11 protein-coding genes and 1 tRNA gene are annotated in these 15,543 nt (G+C 31.9%); 6 read left to right on the forward strand and 6 right to left on the reverse strand.

Annotation, left to right across the window (positions count from 1 at the left end):
- The first annotated feature begins 9 nt into the window (after nucleotides 1-9).
- Nucleotides 10-3,183, forward strand: coding sequence for a PVC-type heme-binding CxxCH protein (locus U5A88_RS06700; RefSeq protein ID WP_354204902.1), 3,174 nt, complete (start codon nucleotides 10-12; stop codon nucleotides 3,181-3,183).
- 83 nt (nucleotides 3,184-3,266) lie between these two features.
- Here the strand turns inward: U5A88_RS06700 and U5A88_RS06705 are convergent.
- Nucleotides 3,267-3,340 (reverse strand) — tRNA-Arg (locus tag U5A88_RS06705).
- Nucleotides 3,341-3,478: 138 nt separating this feature from the next.
- Here U5A88_RS06705 and U5A88_RS06710 point away from each other — a divergent pair.
- The 3 genes from U5A88_RS06710 to rmuC all read left to right on the forward strand — a co-directional run bounded on the left by U5A88_RS06710 (nucleotide 3,479) and on the right by rmuC (nucleotide 6,184).
- Nucleotides 3,479-3,760: a 4a-hydroxytetrahydrobiopterin dehydratase gene (locus tag U5A88_RS06710; protein WP_354204904.1), complete on the forward strand. Its 282-nt coding sequence runs from the start codon at nucleotides 3,479-3,481 to the stop codon at nucleotides 3,758-3,760.
- 41 nt (nucleotides 3,761-3,801) lie between these two features.
- Nucleotides 3,802-4,737, forward strand: a complete 936-nt coding sequence (locus tag U5A88_RS06715; RefSeq protein ID WP_354204906.1) for a sterol desaturase family protein — start codon at nucleotides 3,802-3,804, stop codon at nucleotides 4,735-4,737.
- 118 nt (nucleotides 4,738-4,855) lie between these two features.
- Complete coding sequence (rmuC, locus tag U5A88_RS06720) at nucleotides 4,856-6,184, forward strand: DNA recombination protein RmuC (protein ID WP_354204908.1); 1,329 nt, start codon at nucleotides 4,856-4,858, stop codon at nucleotides 6,182-6,184.
- 22 nt (nucleotides 6,185-6,206) lie between these two features.
- Here the strand turns inward: rmuC and U5A88_RS06725 are convergent, their stop codons facing one another.
- The 3 genes from U5A88_RS06725 to glyA all read right to left on the reverse strand — a co-directional run bounded on the left by U5A88_RS06725 (nucleotide 6,207) and on the right by glyA (nucleotide 10,645).
- Nucleotides 6,207-7,400 carry a succinylglutamate desuccinylase/aspartoacylase domain-containing protein gene (locus U5A88_RS06725; protein WP_354204910.1) on the reverse strand — a complete coding sequence of 398 codons (1,194 nt, stop codon included), beginning with the start codon at nucleotides 7,398-7,400 and terminating at the stop codon, nucleotides 6,207-6,209.
- Nucleotides 7,384-9,264, reverse strand: a complete 1,881-nt coding sequence (locus U5A88_RS06730) for a CBS domain-containing protein (protein ID WP_354204912.1) — start codon at nucleotides 9,262-9,264, stop codon at nucleotides 7,384-7,386. Before U5A88_RS06730 ends, U5A88_RS06725 begins: the two co-directional genes overlap by 17 nt.
- A 109-nt stretch (nucleotides 9,265-9,373) precedes the next feature.
- Nucleotides 9,374-10,645, reverse strand: coding sequence for a serine hydroxymethyltransferase (gene glyA, locus U5A88_RS06735; protein ID WP_354204914.1), 1,272 nt, complete (start codon nucleotides 10,643-10,645; stop codon nucleotides 9,374-9,376).
- A 105-nt stretch (nucleotides 10,646-10,750) separates the two neighbouring features.
- On the opposite strand from glyA, the gene fahA reads away from it, so the two are divergent.
- Both fahA and U5A88_RS06745 read left to right on the forward strand, forming a co-directional pair.
- Nucleotides 10,751-12,028, forward strand: a complete 1,278-nt coding sequence (gene fahA / locus U5A88_RS06740; RefSeq protein WP_354204915.1) for a fumarylacetoacetase — start codon at nucleotides 10,751-10,753, stop codon at nucleotides 12,026-12,028.
- Nucleotides 12,029-12,119: 91 nt separating this feature from the next.
- Nucleotides 12,120-13,304, forward strand: a complete 1,185-nt coding sequence (locus U5A88_RS06745) for a hypothetical protein (protein WP_354204917.1) — start codon at nucleotides 12,120-12,122, stop codon at nucleotides 13,302-13,304.
- A 17-nt stretch (nucleotides 13,305-13,321) separates the two neighbouring features.
- Here the strand turns inward: U5A88_RS06745 and U5A88_RS06750 are convergent, their stop codons facing one another.
- Nucleotides 13,322-13,951 (reverse strand): LbetaH domain-containing protein, encoded by a 630-nt coding sequence (locus U5A88_RS06750; protein WP_354204918.1) that lies wholly within the window; start codon nucleotides 13,949-13,951, stop codon nucleotides 13,322-13,324.
- A gap of 99 nt (nucleotides 13,952-14,050) precedes the next feature.
- Complete coding sequence (locus U5A88_RS06755; protein WP_354204920.1) at nucleotides 14,051-15,442, reverse strand: sugar transferase; 1,392 nt, start codon at nucleotides 15,440-15,442, stop codon at nucleotides 14,051-14,053.
- Nucleotides 15,443-15,543 lie beyond the last annotated feature (101 nt).

Genomic DNA, 15,543 nt, shown 5'->3' on the forward strand with positions numbered 1-15,543 from the left:
ACTAATATTATGTATAACAAAATAAAAAAATCATTTTCTACCCTCCTATTCATAATAAGTATATCGATCATCTACAGTTGTTCAGAATCGAAAAAAGAAAACCTTACTCCTATTAAAAAAGATAGCCATATTGTACTTATAGGTAACAATTTAGCTTCAAGAATGATTAATTATGGGCATTTTGAAACTGAAATGCAAATGAGATACCCTGATAGCCTACTGTATATAAGAAATATGGCAGATGGTGGTAATACACCAGGCTTTAGACCTCATTCTTCTAGAAATTCGCCATGGGCTTTTCCAGGAGCAGAAGTTTTTCAGTCTGAACTGGCAAACAAGTCTGGTAGTACTGGACATTTTGAAACTCCAGATCAGTGGTTAACAAGACTTAAGGCTGATATAATTCTTGCATTTTTTGGATACAATGAATCTTTTCAAGGTCCAGATGGATTGGATAATTACAAAGCCGAACTTCAGGCATTTATAACCCACACTAAAAAGCAAAATTATAATGGAGAAAATCCTCCTGAATTGGTATTGATTTCTCCTATTGCTTTTGAAGATTTATCTGAAAAGATGGATTTACCTAATGGAGAAAAAGAGAATGTTAACTTAGCTCTTTACACTAAAGCTATGCAAGAAGTAGCTAAAGCAAATAATTTATTATTTGTAGATGCATTTGCCGCTACTGAAAAATGGTACACTAATGAAAGTGAAGATTTAACCGCAGATGGTTTTCAACTTAACAATAAAGGATATAAGGTTTTCTCCAACTTCTTAGCTAATGAAGTATTTGGCTCCGTAAAGCTGAGAAATGAAACGAATAGAAAGTTGGTGCATGATGCGGTTATGGAAAAAAACTGGATTTGGCATAATGATTATAAAATACCAAATGGCGTTCATGCCTATGGTAGACGCTATGACCCATTTGGTCCAGACAATTATCCTTTTGAAGTAGAGAAATTGAGAGAAATGACGGATATCCGTGATCAAGCCATTTGGAAAGCTATTAAAGGAGAAAAAATGGATTTAGCTGCGGCTGATGCCAACACAAAAAAATTACCTGAAGTAGAAACCAATTATAAGCCCAGTAATAAAAATGGCGATCCCCAATATCTTTATGGTGAAGATGCTGAAGCCACATTAACAACGGCCAACGGTTATAAAGTAGAATTATTTGCTTCGGAGAAAGAATTTGGTAATTTGGCCAATCCCGTTCAAATGTCCTTTGATAATAAGGGTAGATTATGGGTTGGCGTAATGCCCAGTTATCCACATTACAAACCAGGAGATAGTAAGCCAGATGATAAACTTATTATTTTAGAAGATACCGATAATGATGGTAAAGCTGACAAAGAAACTGTCTTTGCTGATGGATTACATTTAACTATTGGGTTTGAATTTGCACCTGAAGGTGTTTATGTTTCCCAAGGAACTAATTTGGTGTTGTTAAAAGATACAGACGGTGATGACAAAGCAGATGAAACTGAAGTTATTTTAAGTGGTTTTGATGATCACGACACTCATCATGCCATTAGTGCATTTGCTGCTGATCCTTCGGGGGCAATTTATATGGGAGAAGGTGTATTTCTGCATACCAATGTAGAAACGGCTTATGGCCCAGTAAGAGGAACTAATGGCGGATTTTACAGATATAGCCCGCAAAGGCATCATTTAGAGCGTACCGCTCAACTATCAATTCCTAATCCATGGGGAATAGCTTTTGATGAGTGGGGACAAAATTTCTTTGCTCATACATCTGGTCCAGATATGACATGGATGATGCCTGGAACAATTAAAAATAGATATGGAAGAGCCAATCCTAGACCTGCAAATTTGATTGAAGATGCTCATAGGGTAAGACCTACTTCAGGACTGGAATTTGTTTCAAGTAGTCACTTTCCAGATGAAGTTCAAGGAGATATTTTAATCAACAATACCATCGGTTTCTTAGGAACTAAACAACATTCCATGAAAGATCAAGTTGATTCAGCCGGGTATGTTAGCAAACATAGATTAGATTTGGTTAAATCAACAGATAAGAATTTCCGTCCCGTTGATATGGAGTTTGCTCCAGACGGGTCTTTATATTTTATCGATTGGCATAATGTACTTATTGGACATATGCAGCATAATGCACGTGATCCTTTAAGAGACCACTCACATGGTAGAGTCTATAGAATTACTTATCCATCAAGACCTCTTTTAAAGCCAGCAAAGGTTTCAGGAGCAACAATTGATGAGTTGTTGGATAATTTAAAACTTCCAGAATTTAGAACACGCTATCGCACAAGAAGAGAGTTAAGAGCTAGAGATACCGATGAAGTTTTATCAAAAATAAAAACTTGGGTCAGTAACTTGGATAAAGCAAATCCAAGATATGAACATCATGTTTTAGAGGCATTATGGGTAAGCTGGGGTTTAAATAAAATTGATGCTGAGTTATTGAATCAAATGTTAAATGCAAATGATTTTAGAGCTAGAGCGGCAGCGGTTAAAGTTTTACGCTATGGAGGGCACCAGATAAATAACCAAGCTGAATTATTGATTAAAGCCGTTCAAGATAAGCATCCTCGTGTAAGATTAGAAGCGTTAGTTGCAGCTTCATGGCTTGAACCTTCTGTTGGAAATCCGATTCTGGATGAAGCAGGAAAAATGCCTATGGATAGTTGGATGAAAGCTCCATATAAGGCCGCTATAGCACATTTAAATGGTCATAATATGGGTGAAGACCCTGATAAATTAAAGATAAAGACTACTCTAAAAGGGGCTGAAAAAGCTTTATATGTTCAAGGAGCTGAAATATATAATAGAGAAGGATTTTGTGTTACCTGTCATCAAACAGATGGTAAAGGGTTGGAAGCATCTGGCTTCCCTCCCATTGCTGGAACCAAATGGATTTTGGGTAGCGAAGAACGATTGATTAAGCTAACATTAAAAGGAATGATGGGTCCTATTGAAGTGTTAGGGAAAAGCTACCCTGGTCAAGTGCCAATGACACCATTTGAGGGCATGTTAAATGATGAAGAATTGGCTGCTGTGTTAACCTATGTAAGAAATTCTTTTGGTAATAGTGCTTCAGCTATTTCACCTGAAAAAGTTAAAGAAGTAAGAGCGAGCGTAAAAGATAAAAAAGGTTTTTACAGTCCTGAAGAATTGTTAAAAGAGCATCCAGATAATTAATTTTTAATACAAAAATTTATGCTGTAAACATTTTGTGGAATTCTATAAACTAAAAAGACCTTACTTCTGTAAGGTCTTTTTAGTGATGGCACTAGGATTCGAACCTAGGACCGCCTGCTTAGAAGGCAGGTGCTCTATCCAGCTGAGCTATGCCACCATTTGCTAAAATAGCGGTGCAAATATAAAACTTACGATTAAAATAACAATGATTTATTATATTATTTGTAATTTAAATTTCAATATCTAAAATTGAAGTATATTGCCTTTTAAAATCGCACTAGTATAAAATTTAATTATGAAAAAACTTTTACAACCAGAAATAGAAAATAATTTAGAAAAACTACCCAATTGGAAATATAGAGACAATGGCATTGAAACCATTTTAGAGTTTGAAAATTTCAGAGATTGTTTTACAATAATGACTCGTATTGCCTTTGAGATTGAGGCACAGAACCATCACCCTGAATGGTTAAATATTTATAACACATTGTCTATTAGGTTATCTACCCACGATGCCAACGGTGTTACAAATAAAGATTTCAAATTAGCAGAAACTATTGAAAATCTGATTGCTTAAACTTAGTTTAATTAAGTATATTTACCGAAATTTTTTAAACATTGGATTTAACCAACCCTTTGGTCTATGGTGGACCTGCATTTATAGCATTTATTTTATTGGAACTAGTATATAGTAAAACTCATGATAACGACGAGTTGTACGAGTGGAAAGACCTGTTTGCAAGTGGTGCTATGGGCATTGGTTCAGCTATAATAGCTCCTTTGGTAAAAATTGTCTTTGCCATTGTATTGTTCAGTTTTGTGTATGAGCTATTTAATCCAATGATTGATGGTGTCCGCACTAATATTATGGGTTACGAATCTTTCGGCTGGGCATGGTACATTTGGTTAATTTGTCAGTTACTAGATGATTTTTCTTATTATTGGTTTCACCGAGCTAATCACGAAATTAGGTTTTTGTGGGCAGCACATGTAGTACATCATTCTTCAGATAATTTTAATTTAGGGACTGCTGTACGTAATGGTTGGTTCACCGTTTTATACAAACCTTTCTTTTATATGTGGATTCCTGCAATCGGCTTTCATTACGAAATGCTAATAGTCTGTATGGGTATTGAAGCGTTATGGCAATTCCAGTTACATACCAAATATATTCCTAAACTCGGATTTTTAGAAAAATTCTTAAACCTACACACACAACACCAAGTACATCATTCCAAAAATATTGAATATATGGATAAAAATCATGGAGGGTATTTGAATATATTCGATAAAATGTTCGGTACCTGGAAAGAATTGGATGAGACTATTGATATTGAATATGGTGTAACAAAGCCACCACAATCTTACAATCCGTTAGTTATACTTACCCATGAATATGGTGATATATGGAGAGATGTAAAAAAAGCTAAAACCTTTAAAGAAGGTTTTATGTTCATTTTTGGCCCACCTGGATGGAGCCCTGATGGTAGTTCTCTTACTGTAAAGCAACAACAAAAGCTGTTAAAACAATCAACTGCTGTTGCTGATAAATAAAATTACTTCCACTTTCTACGGTGATTTTTTGGTAACAACTCATGTATAAGAAATACTGATCGTACACAAAATATTTCTATAATTTTTGTAATATTATCGCTTACTATTCAATCTATTAATGGAACAGTATTTTATATTCATTATCATCTTTATTATTTCTTTGCTCATAGGTGCTTTTATTGGTAAATTATTGACCAAAGTAGCTTCTGAAAAGGAAAAATCTGCCCTTAAAGAACGAAATAACATTCTCAACACTATTAAGGATAATGCTGAAAAAACCATTTCCGAACTTCAATTAGAGTATAAACAAATTCAATCTGAAAAAGAAGATATTGTAAGAATTAACATTCAGCAAGATGCTGCAATTAATAATTTAAACGAAAAGCTATCAGAGCAAAAAAAAGAACTAGAAAACATTCAAGAAAAATTCACCAAAGAATTTGAAAATTTGGCCAATAAAATATTAGAAGAAAAATCAACCAAATTTACTGAACAAAACAAAGAAAATTTAAAGACTATTTTAAATCCATTAAACGAAAAAATAAAGTTATTTGAAGATAAAGTAGACAAAACCCACAAAGAAAGTATTGACTACCATGCCGCTTTACGTCAACAGATTATTGGCTTAAAAGAGTTGAATGAACAAATGAGCAAAGAAGCCGTAAACCTGACCAAAGCATTAAAAGGTGATAGTAAAACCCAAGGAAATTGGGGTGAACTGATTTTAGAACGCGTGTTAGAAAAATCTGGTTTAGAGAAAGATAGGGAATATTTCTTAGAAAAAAGCTTTAGTACTGATGAAGCAAACAAAACTCGGCTAAGGCCAGATGTTATTATCAATCTTCCTGATAATAAGAAAATGATTATTGACTCAAAAGTTTCACTAACAGATTATGAGCGTTATGCAAATGCTGAAGATGAATCAGAAAAAGCACGATTTTTAAAAGATCATATTAATTCACTTAACAGGCATGTATCACAACTTTCTGAAAAGAAATATGAAGATATTTATGAAATTGAATCACCAGATTTTGTTTTACTATTTGTTCCCATAGATCCTGCTTTTGCTATTGCAATAAATACTGATAACCAACTGTATAATAAGGCTTTTGAAAAAAACATAGTAATAGTAACCCCCTCTACGCTATTGGCAACATTAAGAACCATTGATAGCATGTGGCAGAACGAAAAACAACAACGAAACGCCATTGAAATTGCCCGTCAAGCAGGAGCATTATACGATAAATTTGAAGGATTGGTAAATGATTTGACTAAAGTTGGAAAAAAAATGGATGAAGCCAAAAATGAATATAAAGGAGCAATGAACAAACTTGTAGAAGGAAGAGGTAACTTAATTACAAGTGTAGAAAAAATCAAAAAATTGGGAGCAAAAGCAAAAAAATCATTGCCCGAAAATATTATTGAAAGAGCATATGATGAAAAATAAAAACTTGATTTAATCTTCTTTTTTATGAAAACCGACTAACTTCCCTATCACGTTTAATAAAATACCACTTATCTTCTTTTTTAACCTTTTTTCTATATCCAAATAAATGAAAAATTTCATCAGCTAGAAACCTTGCTGTTTTTGGATTAACTATCAAAACATATCTATTGGTTTTGTCTTGTTTAATGCCAGGTAAAATCCGTAATAGTTGATATAGTTTTAATTTTCTGACACTTTTGGATAGGTTTAACCAAAATTTTGATATGGGCTTAATAATAAAAAAACCATCATTACCTTGCTTTTGATATAAAGGCATAAACACTTTCCCATTTAAGGTTGATTTTATTTTTTGTGAATTACTATATGCCAACAATTGATTTTTAGTAATTTTTTGAAAGTTTTCAAAACCATCTACCATATTAAAATTTTCGCCCTTATCAATACCGTACTTGAATTTTATTTCGTAAAAATCTTGGTCACCCTTGTTTTTACTGAGTAAGTGCTGATAATGCTTATAATTTTTAATCTGATTTTTCTTTACACATTTTGAAATTACCAACGATAGCCAAATAAAAGCTTCGCAATTGGTAATTGATAACCTATCTTCATGCTGACCAGCTTCAAAACCCAATGATATATGACCATATTCATTTATATAGGTAAGTAAAGGTCCCTCTAGATATTCCTCAATTCCTAAAATGATGGGTATTGAAAAGTTTGAAGTAAACTTTCTGTTATTCAAAGAATCACTTATAGTAATAAACGGTTCTGTAGCTGCAGAAGTAGTATGTAAATCAATAAAATAAAATGGTCCTTTGTTTTGTGATAATATATTCTTAATAGTATTGTAAATCTCAATTTGCTCGTTTACATCTGAGTTAAATCCATTTACGGAAGTATTGATATATTCAATTTGACTTTCGGTCCATACCCTATTTAAATCAACTGTATCATAACGAATTCCTTTTTTTAGAGCATTAATGTTACCAGATATGGCATAAAAATTTCCTTCAAAGGAAATTGAATTGTCTTTTATCTTTCGTATTACATTATTTAATGCTATTATACCAGCTTTTTCATTACCATGGATACCAGCAATAATTACAACAGTTGGAGTTTCCTTTTTTCCATTTATATGAGCTAAAACTCTTTTAACCGAAACTTCTTTTTCAAAATCTTCAACCATTATTTTATTTTCACTAATCAACATATTCATCAATCCTTTTTAAATCATTTTTTGTAAAAATACCTACTAATGTATGGTTATCGACAACAGGTAAGCACCCAATATTATTTTTAATCATAATTGCTTTAGCTTCAGAAATTGAAATTTCAGGATGTACGGTAATAACATCTTTAATCATAAAGTCCTTAGCCACAATTAAATTTTCATTGGTTCTTTTTTCATAGTTCAATAAATTAGTTTTGGTAATTAATCCAGTTATTTTATTAGATTTATTTATAACAGGTAAATGACGTATTTTTTTCCATTCCATAACTTTGGCGACTAATTCCACCAAATCATTTTCATTGACTACAAAAAGTTCTGTGGTCATAGCTTTATAAATTTTATCATATCTATGGCTAAAATCTAAAACCTTTGTATTGGGCATTTTCCATTGGTGTACAGGTTTATTGGTGCGTTGGTTTTTATACATTTTATAGGTTAATAACATTGTACTTTCATCTTTAGAAACCCTTTTTCTAAGTTTTCTATAACTCCGCACTTGCCATTTACTACCAGTAATATTATTTGTAACTCGCTTTTCTATAATATTCAAATAGGTATCTATTTCTACAGGGTCAATATTAGATTTTAACAAACCGTTTCTAGCCATTGGAATTAATACATCTAAAGCCAATTTTTTTGCGGATATACCTTCATTAAACCAATTAAAATATGTATCCATACCCGTTCTAGCAGCATTAATAAAATTACCCCGAGCATCTTTGAAATGCATTTTCTTCCAAATGTTCTTATACCTATCTGGCATGCCTTGCATTACGCCTACCCATAATAAAGTATTTGCAATTTCGTCTTTTACACTTGGTCCGGATGGAATATATCTATTCTCAATACGTAAATGTGCTACGTTTTTATGTACACCATAGCACAACCTGTTCCATTTATATAAAGTGCCATTATGCAGATTTAATGCCTTTAGTTTGGGCATAACACCATTATCCAACAATTCAAGTGAATTCTTTTTAAAATTAGAAGTTACTAACGGAGCGTATCTAGAAATATCATCTGTAAATAATTCAATAATAGAGTTATAAACCCAATCATTTCCAAAAGAAACTCTGGGTTTTTGCTCTCTTAAAAGGTGTGAAGTTGTACGTAAGTCAACACTTTGCTTAAAAAGTGCTATTCTGGTTTCAGCCCATAATTCTCTATTTAACAAAAGAGGAGAGTTAGTCATCACTGACAATATTGGGCCAGCTATAGCTTGAGCCCAATTATATTTATCTACTATTTCATCCAAGTCTACTTGTAAATGCACTTGAAAACTTGTGTTACAAGCTTCAAAAAGAATAGAATCATGCTTTATAATTAATTCATCAACTCCACGTATTCGTAATTTAAAATCATCTCCCCTAATGTTTTTCATAACGGTATTTAGCGTTTGATAACGTTGTAGAGGTGTCATATTTTCAAATACTAAATCCTTTTTCTTTAAAGTAGGCAAAATACCGGTTAACAGTATCTTATTGTTATTTACTTCTTCAGCCGCTTTATGTGCTTTTTCTAATAGGGCTGTCAACTGATTTTCAATGTTGGAAAAACAGTTATTGGTAAGTTCTTCTGGATCTAAGTTTATTTCAAGGTTAAATAGGGCCAGTTCAGTTGTAAAATGTTTATCGTTAATTTTTTTTAAAATTTCTAATGCATTTTTTGAGGGGCGAAAATTTTTTTTGGTTATACAGAGTTCTTGCTCTGCACCAACACGTTGAATTCCCTTTTCAAAAAGGTCATCATTTATCATTTTCTCAAGTGCTTTTACATCATTGAGTAAATGATAGACAAACTTTTTTCGCTGTTTTTGAGACGTTATGGCTTTAACAGATTGAGAACCCATATTATTAGTTTTAGGTAATATCTGCTAAATAAATAAAATATTTAGAAAATTAAAATGATTTTTATCATGAATTCTATTGAATCACAATACTTATAAACTGGTATAACCCTTATACAAATAAAGGCCTATGACTCATCATTTCATTTACTTTTTTGGCAACAGATTCCAATACTTCTTCATTTTGATGATTATTTATCACTTCATCAATAAAATCAACAATAGTTGCCATATCGCTTTCTTTAAGTCCACGTGTAGTAACAGCAGCAGCACCAATTCTAATTCCTGAGGTTACAAAAGGTGATTGTGTATCAAAAGGTACCATGTTCTTGTTTACCGTAATATCGGCTTTTACCAAAGCATTTTCTGCTTCTTTTCCAGTAATATTTTTATTGCGAAGATCAATTAACATCATGTGATTATCTGTTCCGCCAGAAATCAAATGGTATTCTTTGCCTACAAATGCTTTTGCCAAAGCAGCAGCATTTTTCTTTACTTGCAATTGATAGTGCAAAAATTCATCGGTAAGAGCTTCTCCAAAAGCTATGGCTTTAGCAGCAATTATGTGTTCTAATGGCCCACCTTGGTTTCCAGGAAAAACAGCTGAATTTAAAAATGAAGACATCATTTTTGGCTTACCGCTTTTAAAAGTCTTGCCCCACGGGTTTTCAAAATCTTTGCCCATCATAATCATCCCTCCTCTTGGCCCACGTAATGTTTTATGAGTTGTGGTAGTAACCACGTGGCAATGCGGCATAGGGTCATTTAAAATTCCTTTTGCTATTAAACCCGCTGGATGCGAAATATCAGCAACCAAAAATGCTTCAACGCTATCCGCTATTTCTCTAAACTTTTTAAAATCAATATCTCTTGAATAGGCTGAAGCACCCGCAATTATTAATTTGGGATTTTCTTTATTAGCTGTTTCTTGAATTTTATCATAATTTAAAACTCCTGTTTCTTTTTCAACACCATAAAAAGAAGTTTTGTATAAAGTTCCAGAAAAGTTTACAGGCGAACCATGAGTTAAATGACCTCCATGAGATAAGTCGAAACCCAATATCTTATCTCCCGGCTTTAACAATGCAAAAAATACGGCCGAATTTGCTTGAGAACCAGAGTGTGGTTGCACATTTACATATTCAGCACCAAAAAGTGCTTTAGCTCTATCTATTGCAATTTGTTCAACAATGTCAACAACTTCACATCCACCATAATAGCGTTTACCTGGATAGCCTTCTGCATATTTATTGGTTAAAACAGAACCTGCTGCTTCCATAACCTGTTCACTTACAAAGTTTTCCGAAGCAATTAATTCCAACCCATTAAGTTGTCTTTGTTTTTCTTCTTGTATTAAATCAAAAATCTGTTGATCACGTTGCATTGTAAAAATATTAAGTTTGTTAAAGTGATGCCAAAAATACTAATTTCATTTTGCAAAAACATATAATCTTATATATTTGAATAAAAATAAATCAACAATCAAAATATGAAAATTAAAGCTAACGATCCGAATAGAAAATCATGGTTAACTGTAAAAGAAAACTCCGATTTTCCCATACAAAATATACCCTTTGGTGTCTTTTTAACTAGGGATGATATCATCACAATTGGTACGAGAATTGGTGATTATGCTATTGATTTAGGAGCTTTACATCAATTGGGCTATTTTGATGGTATTCCATTAACTGATGATATATTTTTACAAGACACCTTGAATGATTTTATTGCAGATGGTCGAATTACCTGGCGTTTGGTAAGAAACAGAATAGCCGAAATATTTGATGCGAACAATTCTATTTTAAAAGATAATGCTGAGCATAGTGAGCGAATAATTTTTACCATGGATGAAATTGAAATGAAATTACCAGTGACTATTGGTGATTATACCGATTTCTATGCTAGTAAAGAGCATGCTACAAATGTTGGAAGTATTTTTAGAGATCCTGAAAATGCATTGATGCCAAATTGGTTACATATTCCTATTGGATATCATGGCAGAAGTTCGTCAATTGTTACTTCTGGCACACCAATAAAAAGACCCATTGGGCAGACAAAACCAAAAGACGCTGAAAAACCACTATTTGGCCCTTCCAAACGCTTGGATTTTGAATTGGAAATGGCATTTATAACTACTGACGTAAACAAATTAGGCGAAACCATTAAATTGGAAGAAGCCGAAGATTATATTTTTGGAATGGTACTTTTTAATGATTGGAGTGCTAGAGACATTCAAGGATGGGAATATGCTCCTCTTGGTCCGTTTTTAGGAAAAAGCTTTGCTTCTACAATTTCACCTTGGATTGTAACTATGGATGCTTTAGAACCATTTAGAACAGAAAGCCCTAAACAAGACCCTGCACCACTACCCTATTTACAACAGTCTGGAAAAAGGAGTTATGATATTAATTTGCAGGCTTTTATTCAACCAGAAAATGAACAAGAAACATTGGTTTCTGAATCTAATTTCAAATACATGTATTGGACAATGGCTCAACAACTAACGCATCATACAAGTAATGGCTGTAATGTTAGAGCTGGTGACATGATGGGGTCTGGTACTATTTCTGGACCAACTAAAGAAAGTTATGGTTCCATGCTTGAATTGACTTGGGCTGGTAAAAACCCTATCCAATTAAATGATGGATCCGAACGTAAATTTATAAATGATAATGATACTGTTATTTTAAAAGGTTATTGTAAAAATAATTCTGTAAGAATTGGTTTTGGAGATTGTAGAGGGAAACTATTACCATCTATCAACTAAATAGAAATAGCAGTACTATTTTGATAAAACCATATTTATAATAGGTATTAATAAAATAGTTAACTTTGTAGTAAACCAACTAACGTTTACTATGAAGAATTCATTTTTAAAATTATTATTTACTTTATTTTTTGGAGTGTTATTACTTTCCTGTGGTGGTACACAAAAAACTACGAATCATTTACAATCAGGTAATTATACAGGAGCATTTAATACAGCTGTTGCTCAGTTAAGTAAAGATAAAACTAAAAAATCCAATCAGAAACAGATACCTTTGTTAAAGGAAGCTTATACTAAAGCAGCTGCATCTGACTTGGCACAAATCAAATCACTACAAAAAAATAAAACCCCAGAAAATCTTAAAAAAGTTTATGGAAACTATTTAAACCTTGATATTCGTCAAGATGAAGTTAGGGTTTTACAACCTTTATATTACGAAGGCTCTGAAGTAGAATTTATTTTTGATGATTATACCAAAGACATAGCCTCTGCAAAGAAAAATTATTCTGAAAGTTTATATAGCTCTGCTCAAAAGTTGTTAAAAGGCACTACGCTAGATGCTCGTCAAGCATTTAAGTATTTAAATGATCTACAATACGTTAATCCAAGTTATAAAACTAATCTAAACGATTTGATTGAAAAATCTAAAAACAAAGGGAGTAGTTTTGTTTTGGTTAATTTAAAAAATAACATCCGAGAAATTTCTAAGGATAGTGTAAGTCATTTAAATAAAATAAATGCTTCAAATTTTGATAATCAGTGGATAATTTATCACGATAAAAAGGATAGAAAGACAAGTTACGATTATCAAGTTGATATTTCTTTGGACAAATTAACTTTTGAGCCCGAAAAAACTTTAGAAGAAAAGGTACCTCAAGAAAGAAAAGTACAAGATGGTTGGCAATATAAATTAGACGGAAATGGCAATGTAATGAAAGATGAAAAAGGCAATGACATTAAGACTCCAAAGTACAAAGCCGTTCGTGCTGAAGTTATGCTGTACCAACAGAACAAAGCCTCTAAAATAGATGGAAGAATTACGATTAAAGATTTAAAAAAGAAAACCGATATTGTAAGTAAACCAGAATTTGGAGAAGCCAAATTTCAGCATACTTACGGCAAATACAGAGGTGATCAAAGAGCTATAGAACAAAAATATTATGAGGCATTAAAATCGAAAGCAGTTGCCTACCCAAAAGATTACGAGTTTATAAAATATTCAATAAGTAATTTTAAACAGAAGGTAGATGCTTTGTTGAGCCAGCAAAAAATATAGTCATTTCTATAAATTGTTTAAAGATTCAAACTTAATCTAAGTTTTTCTATTGCTTCAATCTTAGGCATATATTGATCTTTATCTCTTTCGGTATTATACCAAGCTGGTAAAGAAGTCTTTTTAATAATGACTGGTGATCCTGTAAGTAGTAAATTTGATTCTGAGAAAGATTTATTTACTAAAGAATTTGTGGCAACAGAAATACTATCACCCAATTTTAAATCTGACCCCATAATAAATGACCCTGAAGATAAATATAGAGCATTACCAATCACTTTACCACTACCGCCAATGCAAGTAGAGGTATGTAAAACGCAATAATTTCCTGCTCTTGTATTTCCATTAATTACAATTGTACCATAGTGAGGAATTAACAATCCATATCCAAATGAATTGTACCCAATAGAAAAACCCAGTTTTACTCCTAGCTTATTGAACATATACTTATGATAAAAAATCTTTAAGCCTATTTTTTTATTTACATTATTGTAGTATGCAACGTATCTCATCGATTTTAAATACAATGAAATATAATCTGGTCTAATAATATTACGTAATCTTTCTTTAAAACTACCAATAGGCGATTTACCAGATATTATTCTATCCGCTGAAATATAAAATTTTAATTCTTTTTTAGATAAAATCATTTTCAGTGTTTATGCATTCGTTGAAGAATTTAGTTTTTACAACAAAACCATCTAAAATTAATTAAATGGCTTTATTATTTACAATATTCTTTTTTTAAATTAAGCACTCCGTTTGTGCTTAAAAACAATATTATAAATTGCTTTAAAGAAGTATTTAATATCTGTTGTATAAGGATTTCTTATTTTTTCTTCCAGATATTCTTTTTCGGCCTGCAAAACACTATCAACAGCACCTTTTCTATCTAAAGCTACATAAGGTGGTACACAGCCTGGCTTCTGAGTTAATCTTAATTTTTGCAAATCTTCAGGTATATCTTGAAAATAGCGTTGAGAAACTGGTCTAGCTCCAACAAGTTTTAACTCCCCTTTAAAAACATTAATTAACTGAGGTAACTCATCAATCCAATAGCGTCTTAACACTTTTCCCCAAGGTACTAATCTAAAATCGTCGGCAGGTTTACCTGTTTCAGCATATCCGTTTTGTTTTAATACATAATCTTGAAGATATTCGGAATATGGATGCATTGTTCTTAACTTATACACACCAATAATTTTACCGTTTTTACCTACACGCTTCATTTTAAATAAAGGTCCATAGCTAGGATTCATATCATAAACAGGTTCCTTTACTTTTTTAGCAGCAAAATAGTGAATACCTTCTATAACCTTTACATCTACAATGTCGAATCCGCACGAAACTAATCTTCCTAATGCCTCAGCTTTAGATAGCAATCTGTTTTTACCTTTGGTAGTAAAGAAATACAATTTCTTAAAAACCGGCATTTTAGGCATAACTCTTTTAAACAAAAATTCAAACCCAAAATATATACGACTTAAAAAAGGTATTTTGTTTATTGGATGCTTCTCAGCTCTTGCATTAAAAGTTTCAAAATTTCCTAATAAAATTCCATTAATAGGCAATTTAGCATTTACTTCTTCAAACTGTTTATTTATCAATCTGAAATTATTTACTTTATTTAAAAGTACAATATTTTCAACGCCATTAAAGTCGCTGAATGCAGATAAGACTTTATTTTTTGATATTACTAAATTTCTAATGGAAGATAAATTAATAAATTCTTTATAGAAATCATAAGCTCCTTCACCAATTTCTTCAACAATATATTCTTTATTATTAGAATTTAATGCCTTTTGAAGTACTTCAATTTCAGAATACTTGTTAAAAGCTTCTAAAAATTCTGACTTCCATTCTGAAAACACTTTAACAGAGACGCCTTCTTTCTTACAAACATCTTTTTCACTAACATCTCCAATAAAGCTATCAACAACAATTCTAATTTTTTCAAGTGAAGAAAAATCTGAAGATTTTTTGTTTCCAGCTAACTTATTGGTTAATAAACGGAGTTTAGAAGCATCTTCTTTAGAATCGGATTGAAAAGTTTGACTCAGAATTATATCATTCTTTAAACTGATATAATCATCAAGGAATTTTTCGGATTCAAGTGTTTTGGTTGAGTAATTTTTAATCATAGCAAATTTGTTTTTTTAAAACTTTAATCTTTAAAATAATGAATAGGAAAAAACCTAACTGATATAGCAAAAGATATACCATATATTAATTTAGTTAAAGA

The organism is Aureibaculum sp. 2308TA14-22 (assembly GCF_040538665.1).
Classification (GTDB): Bacteria; Bacteroidota; Bacteroidia; order Flavobacteriales; family Flavobacteriaceae; genus Aureibaculum.